Annotated in this window: 16 protein-coding genes; 11 read left to right on the top strand and 5 right to left on the bottom strand. The window is 66.4% G+C overall.

From position 1 onward, the window contains the following. Window positions 1–152: 152 nt before the first annotated feature. The 3 genes from FB597_RS05795 (at window position 153) to FB597_RS05785 (ending at window position 2179) form a co-directional block, all read left to right on the top strand. Entirely contained in the window at window positions 153–917 is a 765-nt protein-coding gene (locus tag FB597_RS05795) for a TonB-dependent receptor plug domain-containing protein (protein WP_255517087.1), read from the top strand. A gap of 183 nt (window positions 918–1100) precedes the next feature. Next, window positions 1101–1691: a biliverdin-producing heme oxygenase gene (locus FB597_RS05790; protein ID WP_141914038.1), complete on the top strand. Its 591-nt coding sequence runs from the start codon at window positions 1101–1103 to the stop codon at window positions 1689–1691. 23 nt (window positions 1692–1714) lie between these two features. Continuing rightward, window positions 1715–2179 (top strand): YbaN family protein, encoded by a 465-nt coding sequence (locus FB597_RS05785; RefSeq protein WP_255463845.1) that lies wholly within the window; start codon window positions 1715–1717, stop codon window positions 2177–2179. Window positions 2180–2293: 114 nt separating this feature from the next. Here the strand turns inward: FB597_RS05785 and mgrA are convergent, their stop codons facing one another. From mgrA to FB597_RS05765, 4 genes are all read right to left on the bottom strand, one after another. Continuing rightward, window positions 2294–3328, bottom strand: coding sequence for an L-glyceraldehyde 3-phosphate reductase (mgrA, locus tag FB597_RS05780; protein WP_144768596.1), 1035 nt, complete (start codon window positions 3326–3328; stop codon window positions 2294–2296). Window positions 3329–3381: 53 nt separating this feature from the next. Then, window positions 3382–4782 carry an ATP-binding protein gene (locus FB597_RS05775; protein WP_255463876.1) on the bottom strand — a complete coding sequence of 467 codons (1401 nt, stop codon included), beginning with the start codon at window positions 4780–4782 and terminating at the stop codon, window positions 3382–3384. A gap of 145 nt (window positions 4783–4927) precedes the next feature. Continuing rightward, the gene (locus tag FB597_RS05770) at window positions 4928–5641 is read right to left on the bottom strand and encodes a response regulator (protein ID WP_050467520.1); all 714 of its coding nucleotides are present in this window, start codon (window positions 5639–5641) and stop codon (window positions 4928–4930) included. A 53-nt stretch (window positions 5642–5694) separates the two neighbouring features. Beyond that, window positions 5695–7047 (bottom strand): ABC transporter substrate-binding protein, encoded by a 1353-nt coding sequence (locus tag FB597_RS05765; protein ID WP_141914039.1) that lies wholly within the window; start codon window positions 7045–7047, stop codon window positions 5695–5697. A gap of 474 nt (window positions 7048–7521) precedes the next feature. On the opposite strand from FB597_RS05765, the gene FB597_RS05760 reads away from it, so the two are divergent. The 7 genes from FB597_RS05760 to FB597_RS05730 all read left to right on the top strand — a co-directional run bounded on the left by FB597_RS05760 (window position 7522) and on the right by FB597_RS05730 (window position 15003). Next, window positions 7522–8769 (top strand): ABC transporter substrate-binding protein, encoded by a 1248-nt coding sequence (locus FB597_RS05760; RefSeq protein WP_144769011.1) that lies wholly within the window; start codon window positions 7522–7524, stop codon window positions 8767–8769. A gap of 130 nt (window positions 8770–8899) precedes the next feature. Then, complete coding sequence (locus FB597_RS05755; protein ID WP_141914040.1) at window positions 8900–9814, top strand: carbohydrate ABC transporter permease; 915 nt, start codon at window positions 8900–8902, stop codon at window positions 9812–9814. 88 nt (window positions 9815–9902) lie between these two features. Beyond that, window positions 9903–10739 carry a carbohydrate ABC transporter permease gene (locus FB597_RS05750; RefSeq protein ID WP_255463874.1) on the top strand — a complete coding sequence of 279 codons (837 nt, stop codon included), beginning with the start codon at window positions 9903–9905 and terminating at the stop codon, window positions 10737–10739. Window positions 10740–10758: 19 nt separating this feature from the next. Continuing rightward, window positions 10759–11883: an ABC transporter ATP-binding protein gene (locus tag FB597_RS05745; RefSeq protein ID WP_141914042.1), complete on the top strand. Its 1125-nt coding sequence runs from the start codon at window positions 10759–10761 to the stop codon at window positions 11881–11883. Window positions 11884–11899: 16 nt separating this feature from the next. Further along, entirely contained in the window at window positions 11900–12850 is a 951-nt protein-coding gene (locus tag FB597_RS05740) for a BadF/BadG/BcrA/BcrD ATPase family protein (RefSeq protein ID WP_141914043.1), read from the top strand. 4 nt (window positions 12851–12854) lie between these two features. Then, window positions 12855–13982, top strand: coding sequence for an N-acetylglucosamine-6-phosphate deacetylase (nagA, locus tag FB597_RS05735; protein WP_141914044.1), 1128 nt, complete (start codon window positions 12855–12857; stop codon window positions 13980–13982). A gap of 10 nt (window positions 13983–13992) precedes the next feature. After that, window positions 13993–15003, top strand: coding sequence for an SIS domain-containing protein (locus FB597_RS05730; RefSeq protein ID WP_141914232.1), 1011 nt, complete (start codon window positions 13993–13995; stop codon window positions 15001–15003). A 37-nt stretch (window positions 15004–15040) separates the two neighbouring features. On the opposite strand, the gene FB597_RS05725 is transcribed toward FB597_RS05730, so the two are convergent. Further along, complete coding sequence (locus FB597_RS05725) at window positions 15041–15397, bottom strand: helix-turn-helix transcriptional regulator (protein WP_141914233.1); 357 nt, start codon at window positions 15395–15397, stop codon at window positions 15041–15043. 88 nt (window positions 15398–15485) lie between these two features. Here FB597_RS05725 and FB597_RS05720 point away from each other — a divergent pair, with 88 nt between their 5' ends. Beyond that, complete coding sequence (locus FB597_RS05720; protein WP_141914045.1) at window positions 15486–16574, top strand: NADH:flavin oxidoreductase/NADH oxidase; 1089 nt, start codon at window positions 15486–15488, stop codon at window positions 16572–16574. Window positions 16575–16612 lie beyond the last annotated feature (38 nt).

Genomic DNA, 16612 nt, shown 5'->3' with positions numbered 1-16612 from the left:
TAGAAATCATTATTATTTGCGTGCTAAAATCCCTGCCACGTCAGCTTAGACATCAACAAGAAAAATAGCGCCTGCTCCGGCAAGAGTGCCGTGTTATTCCGTTGTGTTGCGCCAGCCTCATCCCTCTCCACTTATTGATAAGGCTTGCCCACATGGCTCAGCAACCATCGGGCGTCGGCGTCATGCGCCGGCGTCGACGTTCGTCCCTGCAACCGCTCACCCTCGCGCTGGCCATCAACGGCGCCCTGCTCTGCCTGGCCGCGCCCAACGCCGGCGCCCAGGAAAACGTTTCCGCCAGCCCGATGGCCGGCAAGGAGCGCCCCGGCAAGAAGCTGCCCGACATCGAAGTCAAAGAAGCACGCGAAGAACAGCACAAACCCGGCGCCTCGGTCAAAGTCACCAAGGAAGAGCTTGAGAAGCAAGGCGCCGGCAGCTTTGCCGATGTATTGAAATACCAGCCGCTGGTCTCGGTGCCCGGCGTCACCGCGGGCACCACCAACACCACCAGCGCCTACGACCATCCGGGCAGCACCAACTACAACATCCGCGGCGTCGAAGGCAACCGCGTCGGGGTGGATGTGGACGACGTCGAAATGCCGGAAGCGGTGGACCGCTCGGCCACTTCCGGCAGCGGCCGCGCTTCCATCGGCACCTTCGGCCAGGGGCGCGACTTCATCGATCCGGAAATGTATTCCGAAGTGCAGGTCGATTCCGGCACTACCACCTCGGCGCGCCCGGCCGGCGGCCACGGCCGCGAAGCCTTCATGGGCAGCTACGACGTCAACCGCAATGGCGTGGTCACGCGCGCCGAATACGACAGCGTGCGCCGCCAGCGCTTCGCAGCCGCCGACACCGACCATGACGGCCAGGTGGATGCCAACGATCCCTTGCCCAAGCCGCGCAACGCGGGCAGCTGAAGGAACCGGCCATGACCGCACGCCCATGCCGCAAGATGTCGAAAAAATCACGCAATGCGGCCGGCTTCATGCATAGCCTGAACCAAGCCTGTCCTTCCGCGATCTCAACAGGACTTGCGATTTATCGATAATGCGTCCGGGGTTGCCTCCCGGATACCGGACATCTCATCGACCTTCCTGCTTATGAACACCGTCATCGAACGCCCCGCCCTGCTCTCTTCCCGCCTCAAGATCGAGACTGCTGACCTGCACGAACTGATGCATGCCCTGATGGAACAGGGCCAGCCGTTCGCCAACCGCGACAATTACGCGCGCTTTGTCGCCGCCCAATACCACTTCCAGCGCGATATCGAGCACCTGTTCGCCGATCCCGCCATCCAGGCCGCCGTGCCCGACCTCGACGTGCGCGGCCGCGCAGCGGCATCGCTGGCCGACCTGGCCGACCTGGGTTTCGATGCCGTGCCGGAACCGGCCGCCAGCGCCGGCGTCGCCATGCCCGGTGCGCTGGGCTGGCTCTACGTGTCGGAAGGCTCGACCCTAGGCGCGGCCTTCCTGCTCAAGCAAGCCAAGGCCAGGCTGGGATTGAGCGAGACCTTCGGCGCCCGCAACCTGGCGGCGTATCCGGAAGGGCGCGCCATCGTATGGCGCCGCTTCGTCGGCTTCCTTGACCGGCCCGCGCTGCAAGAACAAGAGCACGATGCCGTCATCGCCGGCGCCGCCGCGGCCTACGCCCGCTTCGGCAGCCTGCTCAAGCGCCACTTCGGGCTGGCGTGAGCGGGAACGCCATACCGACCGCGATGAACGATCCGGCACAAGGGGACGGCATGCCGCCCGGCAGCGACGGCACTCCCGGCAAACTGGCGCCGGCCGGCACCCGCTGGCTGTGGCTGGCGCTGGCCTATGCCAGCCTGGGCATCGGCATCCTGGCGATCTTCATCCCCGGCATCCCCACCACCGAATTCATCCTGCTGTCCGCCTGGGCCGCCGGCAAGGGTTCGCCGCGGCTGCGACGCTGGCTGGAAAACCATCCGGCGTTCGGCCCGATGATCCATCACTGGCGCCACGGCAAGGTAGTCGCTCGGCGCGCCAAGCTGAGCGCCTCCATCATGATGAGCCTGTGCCTGGTGATCATGCTGCTGACGATCAAACAGCGCTGGATCATCGTCATCGCAGCCATCGGCATGACTGCGGGTGCGTTGTGGATGTGGTCGCGGCCGGAACAGGTCGCCGACCGCGGCGCCGATGAAGACGCGCCGAAGTAAGGCGATTTTCTCCCCCGCGCCCCAATGACAAAGGGCCTGCACCGTTACCGGCGCAGGCCCTTTCCTATTTTCCCTTTTCTCATTCCACTCCGGTCAGACTGACGCCGGAGATGCTCAGGTGATCGACGAAGACACGCGCCACAGGTCGACGCCGCCATCGATGGCATGCTGGTCGATCTGCGCCAGCTCGGCGGCGCTGAAGCCGAGGTTCTTCAACGCGTCCAGCGAACCGTCCAGCTGTTCGACATTGCGCGCGCCGATCAGCGCCGAGGTCACGCGGGCATCGCGCAGCACCCAGGCGATCGCCATCTGCGCCAGGGTCTGGCCGCGGCGCTGGGCGATCTCGTCCAGCGCGCGGATGCGTTCCAGATTTTCCGGCGACAGCATCCTCGGCGGCAGCGACGGCGCACGTGTGGCGCGCGCGCCTTCCGGCACGCCGTTGAGGTACTTGGAAGTCAGCATGCCCTGCGCCAGCGGCGAGAAGCCGATGCAGCCCACGCCCAGTTCTTCCAGCGCCTGCAGCAAGCCGTTTTCGATGCTGCGGTTGAGCATCGAATAATTCGGCTGGTGGATCAGCAGCGGCACGCCTTCGCTCTTGAGGATCGCTGCCGCCTTGCGCGTGAGCTCGGGCGAATAGGACGAGATGCCGACATACAGCGCCTTGCCCTGGCGGTGCAGGTGCGCCAGCGCACCCATGGTTTCTTCCAGCGGCGTATCGGGGTCGACCCGGTGCGAATAGAAGATGTCGACATAATCGAGCCCCATGCGCCGCAGGCTCTGCTCGCAACTGGCGATCAGGTGCTTGCGCGCGCCGCTGGGGCCGCCATAGGGGCCGGGCCACATCTGCCACCCGGCCTTGCTGGAGATCACCAGTTCATCGCGGTAGGGTGCGAAGTCCTTGGCCAGCCAGCGGCCGAAATTCTCTTCCGCCGAACCGGCCGGCGGGCCGTAGTTGTTGGCCAGGTCGAAATGGGTGACGCCGCGGTCGAAGGCGCGCCGCAGCACTGCGCGGCCGGTCTCGAAATTGTCGGCGCCGCCGAAGTTCTGCCACAGACCCAGCGAGATGGCCGGCAGCAGCAAGCCGCTCTTGCCCACGCGCCGGTAAGGCATCTGGCCGTCGTAGCGGGAAGGGTTGGCGATATAAGTCATGGCTATCCTTATCGAGGGTTGAATGAAATGCCGCGCGCCATTTACTGCATTGCTTACCGCGCCGGCAAAATGATGGTGGCGATCAGGCCGCCTTCGGGATGGTTGCGCAACAGCAGCTCGCCGCCGTGGGCCTGCACGATGTTGCGCGAAATGCCCAGCCCCAGCCCCATGCCGCCGCTGTTCTGGGCGCGCCCGTGCTCCAGCCGCACATAGGGCTGGAACAGCGTGCCCATGGCGTCTTCCGGCACGCCGGGGCCGTGGTCGCGGATCTCGATCTCGACCAGGTCGCCGCCCGCGCCCTGCGAGGGGCGGATGGCGATCTCGACCTTCTGGCCGTAATACAGCGCATTGTCGAACAGGTTGCCGATGGCGCGCTTCAAGGCCAGCGGCTTGGCCATGACGTTGATGCCGGAGGGCGTGAAGGCGATCTCGTGGCCGGCCATCTTGGCGTCGCGGATCATGCGCATCACCAGCGCGTCCAGCCGCACCTCGGTGCGGTTCTCGTGGATGTCGCTGTCCTTCACCGACTGCAGCGCGCCCTTGACCATCATGTCGAGCTCGTCGAGGTCATCGTGGAATTCGGTGCGCATGTCGTCGTCGTCCATCAGTTCGGTGCGCAGTTTCAGGCGCGTGATGGGCGTGCGCAGGTCATGCGAGATGGAGACGAACAGCCGCTCGCGGTCTTCCAGGTAGCGCTTGATGCGCTCGCGCATGCCGGAGAAGGCATAGGCGGTCTTGACGTATTCGCGGCTGCCGGTGCCGGGCAACTCCGGCACCGTCTCGCCCTTGCCGAACGCTTCGGCGGCGTCGGCCAGCGCCGCCAGCGGACGGGTGGTCCAGCGCACCACGAGGATGGTCAGCAACAGGATCGCCGCCAGCGACAGGCCCTGCAGCACCAGCCGGTCCAGCCACAGCGGGTTGCCGCTGTCGAGGAAATACGGGTTGGGCATCAGCGCGGCGAGGTATAGCCACTTGCCGCTTTCGACCTGCATCTGTATCACCAGCACCGGCGCCGAGTTGGGCTTGGTCAGCAGGATATGCTGCACCCAGTTGTCGGGCAGGTCGCCCACCTTGAGGCCGTCGCTGGAGACCTGCAGGCCGTCCGGCCAGGCGAAGTCGAGCCGGGCTTCCGGCATGAACGGCAAGTCTTCGCGCAGGGTCTGGGCCGCGACGTCGATGGCGACGGCCGCCAGCTGGTTGGGGGCGATCGGCGTGACCGGCACGGCCGAGCTGTTGGCGTTGATGAAGAAGCGCGTACCGCCCATCTCGCGCAACTGCTGGATCATCAGCGGCCGGTAATTGGACGGCAGGCTCATGAAATAACGGATCGCCACCGAGGCGCTGTGCGCCAGGTGCTGCGCGGCGATGCGGGTCTCGGCTTCGGACTTGGTGCGCAATTGCGCGGCCCAGATCAGGCCGCCGGCCACCTGCGTGACCAGCACGCCGAAAATCATCACCACCGACAGGCGGCCCAGCAGGGAGTTGGGCAAGACCCAGTCCAGCACCGCCGCCAGCCGTGCGCGCAGCGAGCGCGGCCGGACCGCTTGCGCGGTCGCCTCCGCCGTCGCCGCAGGTGCGCTCTCGTTCACGGGATGGCGCTCACGCGGCGGCCGCGCTGACGTCGGCCGAGAACACGTAGCCGGCGCCGCGCACGGTCTTGATCAGGTGCGGCTGGCGGCCGCCGTCGTTGAGACGCAGGCGCAGCTTGCTGATCTGCACGTCCAGCGAACGGTCCAGCGGACCGGCGTCGCGCCCGCGCGTCTCTTCGCACAGGACATTGCGGTCGAGCACATCGCCCGGGTGTTCGACGAAATATTTCAGCAGCTGGTAATCCATGCCCGTCAGCGCCACCACCTGGCCGACGCTGTCGGTCAGGGTGCGCTCCACGGTGTCGAGCGTGAAGCCGACGAAGCGGTAATAGCGCGGCGCGGCCGTGCTGTCGATGCCGGTGCGGCGGTGGATGGCCTTGATGCGCGCCAGCAGTTCGCGCGGACTGTAGGGCTTGGCGATGTAGTCGTCGGCGCCCAGCTCCAGCCCGACCACGCGGTCGGTCTCGTCCGAGCTGGCGGTGAGCATGATGATGGGCACGTTGGACTTGCGCCGCACCGTCTTGCATAACGCGAAGCCGTCGGTGTCGGGCAGCATCACGTCCAGGATCACCAGCGCCAGCTCATCGGCGTAGCGCTGGAACTCGCCGAGAAAGGTGGCGCCGTCGTGCGCCAGCCGCACCTCGTACTGGTTCTTTTCCAGATAGGCCTTCAACAGGGTGCGGGTCTTCTGGTCGTCGTCGACGATCAATATCTTGCGTGTCATCGTTGGCCTTCGCTAATCAGGTTGTCTCGTCTCAATGCCTGGTTCCTTGCCCATCACTGGCCGCGCCCGCGCGAGAGTGCCCGCGCGATCGACACCAGCCTGCGCTGCGCCTGCTCCTCGCTGCCCTGGCGGTCGAAGAAGAAGCGCTGCACCTCGGCGATGATGGCGTCCTTGGTAGTTTCATCGGTGGCCATGCGGTGCACCAGGCTGGGCGCCTGGTAAGCCGGGCCCTTGCTGAACGCGCGCCAGGAATCGCGCGCGCAGCGGTCCATGTGCGGATCGGCGGTGCGCCAGACCGGGATGGAACCCTTGAATTTATTGTATTCCGACTGTACCGCCGGCGAGGTGACAATCTGCGCCAGCGTCTCCTGCGTGGCCTGGTGAGCATAGTCGCCGGCGAACATGGCCAGGGTGTCGGTGCTGTAGAGGTGATAATCGCCCGTTCCCGGCACCGGGACGCAGCCGAATTGCTGGTCCACCGCCAGGCCCCAGGCATTGAATTCGCCCTTGGCCCAGTCGCCCATGATGAACATGCCGGCTTCGCCGTCGGCCATGCTGCGCGCGACTTCCGTCCACGGCCGCTCGCGCACCGGCTGGTCCATCGCCTGGCCGAGCCGGCGCAGGCGCTTGAGGATGTGCAGCATGCGTCCATCGGCATAGGCCGCCGGATCCATCCCGACGAACAGGCGGCGATAGTAGGCCGGGCCGCTTTCGGCCAGCGCCAGGTTCTCGAACAGGGTGGCGATCTGCCAGGCTTCGCCGCTTTGCGCCAGCGGCGTGATGCCGGCGTCGCGCAAGGCCTGCGCTACGCGCTCGAAGTCATCCCAGGTCCTGGGCGGCGTCAGCCCCAGACGGTTGAAGATGGCGACGTTGTAGAACAGCATGTTGATGCGGTGGATGCCCAGCGGCGCGGCCACCACATGCCCGCGGTTGTTCAGCAGCGCCCAGACGGTGGGGAACATCTGCTTTTCCCAGTTGCCTTGCACGGCCACATTGTCCAGCTCCAGCAGCAGGCCAAGGTCGGCCCATTCGCCGAAGATCACGCCGTTCAGTTGCGTGACCTCGGGCGCATGCCCGGCCAGCACCATGCTCTTCAATACCTTGCCCGCGCCCATGCCGGCGCCGCCCGGGATGGGCACGTCGCGCCATTGGATGTTCTGCCTGGCCAACTGGTTCACCACCACGTTGAGGGCGCGGCGTTCGCCGGCCGACGTCCACCAGTGCAGCACCTGCAGCGAGGCCGGCGCCGCCGACGCCGCGGCCGCGCGCGCCTGCGCCGGCAGCGCTGCATATACCGCCAGCGCCGCCAGCATCAGCAGGGGAAGGGTCGCCCGCATCGCCGCCGTCGCGCAACGGTGCATGACCGATGCGAACGACGCGCGGACTGGGCGTCTCATTTTTATCATTATGTCCGTGTGTCTCCAAACCGGGAAAGACTATAGCCCGGCCACTGCCGCGCTGCAATTTGCAGCGGCTAGATGAAAACATTAATTCAATTCACCTCTTGTAAAGAAATGTAATGTTTTCTTTCCTTAGCTTGGCCGTCCCGCGCCGCGCCCGCATTCGCCGATCGGTTCGCATCGCGGGCAGGGACTGCCGCCGCCCTGGCGCGACCTGTAAGGATATGTAATCGGCGCGCTCGCGCCGTTTGCTGATTTTCCCATGTAAATCAGCATCTTACGCCATTGCCGGCGGTTGCCGCGCCAAGCTCGCATCACATGCGGCGCGGTGCTACTGTCGCGCCGCTGCCCACTGTCATCGCGCACCTCGTTGCCGGTTGCCGGGCCGCACATCCCGACAGGCAAGAGCGACCAACAGCCAATAACGCCAGGAGACAAACGATGCAAACCAAGCAACAGACCGACGCCGCCATTCCCTTCATGAAACGCGCCGCGGCCACGCTGGCCACGGCCGCCGCCTTGGCGCTGTCCATCGGCGGCCATGCGCAGGCCGGCACGCTGACCATCGAAAGCTGGCGCGTGGACGACCTGCAGTTGTGGGAAACCGTACTGATCCCCGCCTTCCAGAAACAGAACCCCGGCATCGCCGTGAAGTTCGCGCCGACCGCGCCCACCGAATACGACTCCAGCCTGGCCGCGCGCCTGGCCGGCGGCACCGCCGGCGACCTGGTTGCCTGCCGTCCGTTCGACGTGTCGCTCTCGCTGTACAACAAGGGCCACCTGGAAAAGCTGGACGGCAAGCCCGGCATGGAATTCTTCGCGCCGGCGGCCAAGACCGCCTGGCAGACCGACGACGGCAAAGACACCTTCTGCATGCCGATGGCGTCGGTGATCCACGGCTTCTTCTACAACACCCGGATCTTCAAGGAACTGAACCTGGAGCCGCCCAAGACCGAGGCCGAGTTCTTCAAGCTGCTCGACGCCGTCAAGGCCAATGGCAAGTACACGCCGCTGGTGATGGGCACCTCCGAGCAATGGGAATCGCACCAGGTGCTGTTTACCGGTATCGGCCCCAATTACTGGAAGGGCGAGGAGGGCCGCAAGGCGCTCATCGCCGGCCGCGCGAAGTTCACCGACCCGCAGTTCGTGGCGGCCTGGGAGTATGAAGCCAAGCTCGGCAAGTACCTGCCCAAGGGCGCCTCGGCGCAGACCTACAGCGACAGCCAGAACATGTTCGCCCTGGGCCGCGGCGCAGTATATCCGGCCGGCTCCTGGGACATCGCCTACTTCAACGGCAAGCTGGACATGGGCGCCTTCCCGCCGCCGGTGCCCAAGGCCGGCGATGCCTGCTACATCTCCGACCACAACGACATCGGCATGGGCATCAACAAGAAATCGAAGAACAAGGAAGACGCCTACAAGTTCCTGGCCTGGCTGGGTTCGCAGGAGTTCGCCGACCTCTACACCAACAAGGTCACCGGCTTCTTCTCGCTGTCGAACCACCTGATCTCGGTGAAGGACCCGATCGCCAAGCAGATGATCGGCTGGCGCAAGGGTTGCGCCTCGACCATCCGGGTGAACTCGCAGATCCTCAACCGCGGCACGCCGAGCATGGAAAACGAGATGTGGAACGTCAACGCCCAGGTGCTCAACGGCAAGCTGGCGCCCAAGGATGCCGCCGCCAAGATCCAGGCCGGCTTCGCCAAGTGGTACAAGCCGCAACAATAAGCGGACGCCGTCAGGGCCATGCCGCATCCGATGGCGGCGGCATGGCCTGAAATAAAAAGAGGAGGCCGGATAGCGGCGCGCCAAGACGCCGGTCCGGTTCCATCCCGGGCCATCCCTCTCAGGAGACGCAGTGAAACAAGTCCGCGCCTGGCAGCTCGTGGTATTTCTCGCGCCTGCCGTCCTCATCTATTCCATGTTCAGCGCCCTGCCCCTGGCCGACACGCTGCGCCTGGGCTTCTACACCAGCAACGACGCCGGCGCGACCAGCTTCGTCGGCCTCGACAACTACCGCACCATCCTGTTCGACCCCGACTGGTCGGCCGCCTTCTGGAACGCGATGTGGAACAACATCAAGTTCTTCGGCATGCACATGGCGCTGCAAAACCCGATCGGCCTGCTGCTGGCGACGCTGTTCAGCCTGAAGGGCCTGCGCGGCGCGCGCACCTACCGCACGCTGATCTTCCTGCCCACGCTGCTGTCGGTGGTGATCATCGGCTTCATCTGGCAACTGATCCTCTCGCCGCTGTGGGGCGTGGGCGAAAAGCTGATGGGTTTCGTCGGCCTGGCCGACTGGTTCGGCCCCTGGCTGGGCCAGGAATCGACCGCGTTGGTGACGCTGTCGCTGATCTCGGTGTGGCAATACATCGGCATCCCCATGATGCTGATCTATGCGGCCTTGCTGGCGGTGCCGGAAGAAATACTGGAAGCCGCGCACGCCGAGGGCGCCTCCGCCATGCGCATCTTCTGGCAGATCAAGCTGCCGCTGATCTACCCGACGCTGGGCCTGGTGACCATCCTCACCTTCGTGGCCAACTTCAATGCCTTCGACCTGATCTATTCGGTCAAGGGCGCGCTGGCCGGGCCCAATTATTCGGCCGACCTGCTGGGCACCTATTTCTACCGCACCTTCTTCGGCTACCAGGCGCAGATCGGCAGCCCGACCATGGGCGCCGCGGTGGCCACGCTGATGTTCCTGGTGATCCTGGCCGGCGTGGGCACGTACTTCTATCTGGTGCAGCGCCGGCTGACCCGCTATGCGCTGTAAGCGCGAGGAGACCCCGATGCCCTCTTCCCCTTATTCCTCTGCGCCCTCTTCCTACGCCAGCTCCGCCGCGCCAGCCGGACCGACGCTGATGCGGCGCGGCTTCGGTTCCATCGGCCGCCTGTGGGTGCATCTGGTGCTGTGCATCTACGCGGTGATCGCGCTGTTTCCGATCGCGCTGATCCTGATCAATTCGGTCAAGACCCGCAGCGCCATCTTCGATGGCCCGATGGCGCTGCCCACCGCCGATACCCTGACCCTGGCCGGTTTCCAGAAGGTGCTCTCGGGCACCCACTTCCTGCTCTACTTCGGCAACAGCCTGGTGGTCACCCTGGGCTCGCTGGTGCTGATCGTGCTGTTGGGCGCCATGGCCGGCTGGGCGCTGTCGGAATACAAGTTTCCCGGCAACCGCTTCCTCAACTTTTTCCTGGCCATCGGCATCATGATCCCGATCCGGCTGGGCACGGTCTCCATCCTGCAACTGGTGGTGGCGCTGGAGCTGATCAATACGCGCACCGCGCTGATCCTGGTGTACACCGCGCAAGGCCTGCCGCTGGCGGTGATGATCCTGTCCGAGTTCATCCGCCAGATCCCGTCCGAACTGAAAGATGCGGCGCGCTGCGACGGCGTGGGCGAGATCGCCATCTTCTTCCAGGTGATCCTGCCGCTGCTGCGTCCGGCCATCGCCACCGTGGCGGTGTTCACCATGATCCCGGCCTGGAACGACCTGTGGTTCCCGCTGATCCTGGCGCCCGGCGAGGAAACCCGCACCGTCACGCTGGGCGTGCAGCAGTTCATCGGCCAGTACGCCACCGACTGGAATTCGGTGCTGGCGGCGCTGTCGATGGCGGTGATCCCGATCCTGCTGCTGTACGTCGCGTTCTCGCGCCAGCTGATCCGCGGCCTGACCGCCGGCGCCGTCAAATAAACTCATACTGGAATTGAAAATGGCCAACGTAAGCATAGAAAACCTGAGGAAATCCTACGACGGCCGCGCCGATGTGCTGGCCGACCTCAACCTCGACATCCGCGACGGCGAATTCTGCGTGCTGGTCGGCCCTTCCGGCTGCGGCAAGTCGACCCTGCTGCGCATGCTGTGCGGGCTGGAAGACATCAGCGGCGGCCAGCTGGCCATCGGCGGCAAGGTGGTCAACCACCTGCCGCCGGCCGAGCGCGGCATCGCCATGGTGTTCCAGAGCTATGCGCTGTATCCGCACATGACGGTGTACAAGAACATGGCCTTCGGCCTGAAGGTGGCCGGCAGCAGCCGTGCCGACATCGACGAGCGCATCCGCCACGCCGCCGGCATCCTCAAGATCGACCACCTGCTCGAGCGCCTGCCGCGCGAGTTGTCCGGCGGCCAGCGCCAGCGCGTGGCGATCGGGCGCGCCATCGTGCGCAAGCCGCGCCTGTTCCTGTTCGACGAACCGCTGTCCAACCTCGACGCCGCGCTGCGCGTGCAAACCCGGCTGGAGATCGCCAAGCTGCACAAGGAGCTGGCCGCCACCATCGTCTACGTCACCCATGACCAGGTCGAGGCGATGACGCTGGGCGACAAGATCGTGGTCATGCACGAAGGACGCATCCAGCAGGCCGGCTCGCCGCTGGAGCTGTACCAGCATCCGCAGAACCTGTTCGTGGCCGGCTTCATCGGCTCGCCCAGGATGAACCTGCTGCCTGGCACCGTAACGCATGTCGCCGCGGACGGCCTGGGGGTGGAAATCGCCGGCGGCGCGCAATTGCATGCCGACGTCGAGCCCGGCGCCGTCCGCCCGGGCGACAAGGTGACGCTGGGCCTGCGCGCCGAACAGATCCGCGAACACGCGCAGGGATCGGAACGCCTCGACGGCACGGTCAACCTGGTGGAGCACCTGGGGGAAGCCAACTTCATCTACCTGACGCTGGATGGCGGGCAAGACATCGTGGTGCGCGGCGACGGCAACCGCGACCTCGACCTCGGCTCCCGCCTGGCCTTGTCGGCCGACAGCCATGCGTTCCATGCGTTCGACGCGCAAGGCCAGGCACTGCGCCGCCTCAAACCCGGCAACCTGCAATCGTCGCGGCGCCATTGAGACGCCTGCTGCCGCCATGAACACATCCCTTTCCCCCGCTCCCTCCATCGCCTGGCTGGCCGGCGTGGATGGCGGCGGCACCAAGACCCTGGTGCGCATCGCCGCGGCCGATGGCCGCGTGCTAGCCGAAGCGGCCGGCCCCGGCTCAGCCTTGCGCAACGGCGCCGGGACGGCATGGCGCATCATCGTGCCGACCATCGAACAGGCCTTCATCCATGCCGGCCAGGCGATGCCGCCGCTGTCGCAACTGGCGGTTGGCGTCGGCATTGCCGGCTATAACGTGGCGCAATGGGCGGCCGACTTCCACGCCGCGGCGCCGGCCTTCGGCATGCTGCAAGCCGCCACCGACGGCATCACCACCCTGCTCGGCGCGCACCAGGGCAAGCCCGGCGCGGTGATCGCCGTGGGCACCGGCACCATCGGCATCGCCGCCGACATCGATGGCCGCCAGCGCATGGTCGACGGCTGGGGCTTTCCGTCCGGCGACGACGCCAGCGGCGCCTGGATGGGCATGCGCGCCATCCACCACACGCAGCACGCCATCGATGGCCGTGCCGCACGCGGCCCGCTGGCCGAGGCGGTGCTGGCCTTCTGCGCCGGCGAATTGCCCGCCGCGGCTGGCGGCGGCGAACGCGGCGAACGCGAGACGGTGCTGGCCTGGCTGTCGCAAGCCGACCAGGCCGCCTTCGCCCGCCTGGCGCGGCTGGTGGTGGCGCATGCCGGCGGCGACGATGCGGCTCGTGCCATCATGCAAGCGGCCGCCGATGAAATCGAACTGATGGCCGGCGCGCTCGATCCGCAGCAGCGCCTGCCGCTGGCGCTATGCGGCGGACTGGCCGGGGCCCTCAACGGCTATCTCTCTTCCGGGCTGCGCCAGCGCGTCGTCGCTGCTGCCGCCGATGCCGCCGACGGCGCCTTGTTGCTGGCCCGGCAAGCCTTGCATGGCACTAACACGCTCCAGGAGTGACACCATGAACACCATCAAGAATATCCATGGCAATGTGCTGACGCCCCAGGGCTGGGTCAGCGGAGAGATCGTCTTCGACGGGCGCATCCGCTCGATCGAAGGCCGGCCGCTGCGACACGAACCGCGCCTCATCGATGAAGGCGACTACATCCTGCCGGGCTTCATCGACCTGCATGTGCATGGCGGCGGCGGGCGCGATGTGATGGAAGGCGGCGATGCGGTAGCCGCCATCACCCGCCTGCATGCCCGGCACGGCACCACCAGCCTCTTGGCCACCACCATGACGGCGCCGCTGGATGAGCTGGAAAGCGCGCTCAAGGCCGTCGGCGCAGCCTGCGCGCAACGCGCGGCCGGCCGCGCGCGCATCCTCGGCGTGCACCTGGAAGGCCCCTACATCAACCCCGGCAAGCTGGGCGCGCAACCCGACTTCGCCATCGAGGCCTCGCTGGAGCAGGTCGATTACCTCAACAGCCTGGCGCCGTTGAAGCTGATCACCATCGCGCCCGAAGTCGACGGCCACCTGAAGCTGGTCTGCAAGCTGGCCAACCGCGGCCTGAAGGTGCAGATCGGCCACACGCTGGGCAGCTACGACGACGGCGTGGCCGCGCTGGCGCATGGCGCTTCCGGCTTCACCCACCTGTTCAACGCCATGAGCGGCTTCCACCACCGCGAGCCCGGCATGGCCGGCGCGGCGCTGGCGCACGCCAAATATGCCGAGCTGATTCCCGACCTGCTGCACGTGCATCCCGGCGCCATCCGCGCCGCGCTGCGCGCCATCCCGCGCCTGTATTGCGTGACCGATTCCACCGCCGCCGCCGGCATGCCCGACGGCGACTACACGCTGGGCCGCCAGGTGGTGCACAAATGCGCCGGCGGGGTGCGGCTGGCCGACGGCACCCTGGCCGGCAGCATCCTGACCATGGACCAGGCGCTGCGCAACCTGGTTTCGCTGGGGCTGGACGTGTCGGAAGCCTCGCTGCGCACCTCGACCTATCCGGCCGACTACCTCGGGCTGGATGACCGCGGCCGCCTCAGCGCCGGCTGCCATGCCGACATCGTGGTGCTGGATCGCCAGTTCGCCTTGAAGGCCGTTTATGTGGAAGGAGAAGAAATTGACCTCGCCGATGCCTGATACCTCCCAAATGCTCAAGGAGGCCCGCTCGGCCGCCGACCATGTGGCCGTGCAAGTCACGCGCGAGCGCGAACGCTACGCCGAACTCGGCCAGCGGCTGCGCGCGGCGCCGCCCTCGGGCATCGTCACCGTGGCGCGCGGCAGTTCCGACCATGCCGCCGGCTATTGCGCCTATCTCATCATGGCGCGGCTGGGGCATATCGTGGCCTCGCTGCCGATGTCGCTGGTGACCTTGAACCGTGCGCCGCTGATGACGCAGAACGCGCTGGCCATCGCCATCTCGCAGTCTGGCCAAAGCCCCGATGTGGTCGAACCGATCCGCTATTTCCGCGCCGGCGGCGCCACCACGCTGGCGCTGGTCAACGATGCCGCCTCGCCGCTGGCGGCGGCGGCCGAGTGGAGCATCCCCTTGCATGCCGGCGTGGAAACCAGCGTGGCCGCTACCAAGAGCTTCATTGCCAGCCTGGTGGCCGGCGCGCTGCTGGCGGGCCACTGGCAGGACGATGCGGCGTTTCTGCACGGCATCGACAGCCTGCCCGATGCGCTGCGCCGGGCCGCCGACAGCGACTGGTCGGCCGCCGTCGAGACGCTGGCCGCCAGCGACCGCATCATGGTGGTCGGCCGCGGCATCGGCTTTCCGCTGGCGCTGGAAGCGGCCCTGAAATGCAAGGAAACCTGCGCCATCCAGGCCGAAGCCTTCAGCGGCGCCGAGATCAAGCACGGGCCGATGGCGTTGATCGACGAGGGATATCCGCTGCTCATGTTCGCCACCCGCGGGCCGACCCAGGCCGGCATGGTGCAGTTGGCCGACGAGATGCGCCATCGCGGCGCCAGGGTGCTGCTGGCGGCGCCTGACGACATCCCCCAGCGCGACCTGACGCTGCCGGTGGCGGCCACGCCCGACCTCGATCCGATTGTCGCCATCCAGGCGTTCTATGTGATGGCCGCGCAATTGTCGGCGGCGCGGGGAATGGATGCGGACAAGCCCAGGCACCTGAACAAGGTGACCAAAACCAGCTAGGGCCTGGCGGTGAAACCGGCCTGGGCCGTACTGGCTGTTACCGGGCCTTCACCTCGCCCTGGCTCTTTTTGGCGGCGGCCTTGCCCGCCGTCGGTGCGCCCTGCGACAGGATCGCCGACAGCAAACCCGGGAACCGGGCTTCGATATCGGCGCGGCGCAGCGTATTCATCAGGGTGGTGCCGGTGCTCTCGGTCAGCACCAGGCCCGCTTCGCGCAGGACCTTGAAATGGTGCGAGACGGTGGATTTCGGACGGCCGCCGTCGAGCTCGCCGCAGGTCGCGCATTCCACGCGCGCCAGGTGACGCACGATGTCCAGGCGGATGGAATCGCTCAAGGCGTACAGCACGCGTTCGAGGAGCAGTTCGCTGGCGGCGGGGTGTTTGTAGGGGCGCATCTGCAACATGATACACCTTGGGTTATACTGTTTCCATAGTTCGAATATATTCGAACTACCGAATATGATCCCATCCCAAGAGGCCCCTATGTCCGCTCTGTTCCAACCGTTCAAGCTCAAAGACGTTACCCTGCGCAACCGCATCGCCGTGCCGCCGATGTGCCAATACATGGCCGTCGACGGCCGCGCCAACGACTGGCACCTGTCCCACTACGCCAGCATCGCGCGCGGCGGCGCCGGGCTGGTGATCGTCGAAGCCACCGCCGTCTCGCCCGAAGGTCGCATCACGCCGGCTTGCACCGGCATCTGGTCGGACGACCTGGCCCAGGCCTTCGTGCCGGTGGTACAGGCGATCAAGAAGGCCGGCGCGGTGCCGGGCATCCAGATCGGCCATGCCGGACGCAAGGCCAGCGCCAACCTCCCGTGGGAAGGCGACGACCATATCGCCGAAGGCGACCCCCGCGGCTGGCCGACCATCGCTCCCTCGGCCATCGCCTACGGCAAAGGCCTGCCCAAGGTACCCAAGGCCATGACCATCGACGACATCGCCCGCGTGCGCCAGGACTTCGTCGATGCCGCCATCCGCGCGCGCGACGTCGGTTTCGAATGGCTGGAACTGCACTTCGCCCACGGTTACCTGGCGCAGAGCTTCTTCTCCCCGCACGCCAACCAGCGCGACGACATCTATGGCGGCAGCGTGGAAAACCGCGCGCGCTTCCTGCTGGAAACCCTGCGCGCGGTACGCCAGGTGTGGCCGGAAAACCTGCCGCTGACGGTGCGTTTCGGCGTGCTCGAATATGACGGCCGCAACGAACAGACACTGCTGGAATCGATCGGCCTGGTGCGGGAATTCAAGGCCGCCGGCATGGACATGATCAGCGTCACCATCGGCTTCACTATTCCTGAAACCAATATCCCCTGGGGACCGGCCTTCCTCGGCCCGATCGCCGAACGCGTGCGCCGCGAAGCCGATGTGCCGGTATCCTCGGCCTGGGGCTTCGGCACGCCCGAGATCGCCGAACGCGTGGTCAAGGAGCAGCAGCTGGATGTGGTGATGGTCGGCCGCGCGCACCTGGCCAACCCGCACTGGCCTTATGCCGCCGCCAAGGAACTGGGCGTGGAGCGTCCCTCGTGGACATTGCCGGCGCCCTACGCGCACTGGCTGGAACGTTACTGATCCGCTCCGGGTTGCCGCGCTTGCGCTGTTGCTTCAAT

It is taken from the genome of Herbaspirillum sp. SJZ099 (assembly GCF_007828355.1).
Classification (GTDB): domain Bacteria; phylum Pseudomonadota; class Gammaproteobacteria; order Burkholderiales; family Burkholderiaceae_D; genus Herbaspirillum.
The sequence above is the reverse complement of the archived record's forward strand: the minus strand, read 5'-3'. Positions and strand labels throughout refer to the sequence as shown.